The organism is Streptomyces humidus, from assembly GCF_014649655.1.
Classification (GTDB): domain Bacteria; phylum Actinomycetota; class Actinomycetes; order Streptomycetales; family Streptomycetaceae; genus Streptomyces; species Streptomyces humidus.
The window spans coordinates 1-920 of record NZ_BMTL01000151.1; the positions used below are offsets into that span (position 1 = coordinate 1).

Here is a 920-nt window from a genome sequence, read left to right on the forward strand (position 1 = left end):
CCAGTCGGTCTGGAAGAGGTTGTCGACGTGGCGGGCGTCCACCGCGGCGAGATCCCCGGACACCTCCCGCAACACGAGCGACTCCACCGAAGCCACCGGCTCACCCGCAGCATCCGCCAACTCCAACCCCACCGCACCCGACCCCAACACCACCATCCGCACCCGCAACGCACGCGCACCCGACGCCCACAACGACACACCCGACCACGAGAACGGCAACCGCACCCGCCCATCCCCGAACACCGACGTGAACACCACCGCATGCAACGCCGCATCCACCAACGCCGGATGCACCCCGAACCGCCCCGCAACACCCTCCTCCCCCTCCGGCAACACCACCTCCGCGAAAACCTCCTCACCCCGCCGCCACACACCACGCAAACCCCGAAACACCGGACCGTACGACAACCCCAAACCAGCCAACCGCTCATACACACCCACCACCGACTCCGCCACCGCCCCCCGCGGCGGCCACACCCCCAGATCAGCCGAAACCACCGGCCCACCCACACCCACACCCACACCCACCAGCACACCCGTGGCATGCAACGTCCACGGAAGACCCTCCCACCCATCCTCCACACGAGAATGAATCTCCACCCCGCGACGACCCCCCTCATCCACCGCACCCACCCGAACCTGAACCCGCACCCCACCCCGCTCCGACACCACCAACGGCGCCGCAAGCGTCAGATCCTCCACCCGCTCACAACCCGCCAACTCACCCGCCCGCAACGCCAACTCCAGAAAACCCGTCCCCGGAAACACCGCCACCCCACCCACCACATGATCCCGCAACCACCCCTGCACACCACACGACAAACGCCCCGTCAACACCAGCCCATCACCACCGGCCAACTCCACCGCCGCACCCAACAACGGATGCCCCGCCGCACCCAACCCCACCGCACCCAGATCGC

Annotated in this window: 1 protein-coding gene; it reads right to left on the reverse strand. The window is 68.2% G+C overall.

The window, feature by feature from the left end; translation table 11 throughout:
• The coding region (locus IE239_RS41505) for a polyketide synthase dehydratase domain-containing protein (protein WP_190154614.1) at window positions 1-920 on the reverse strand (920 nt) is incomplete at both ends.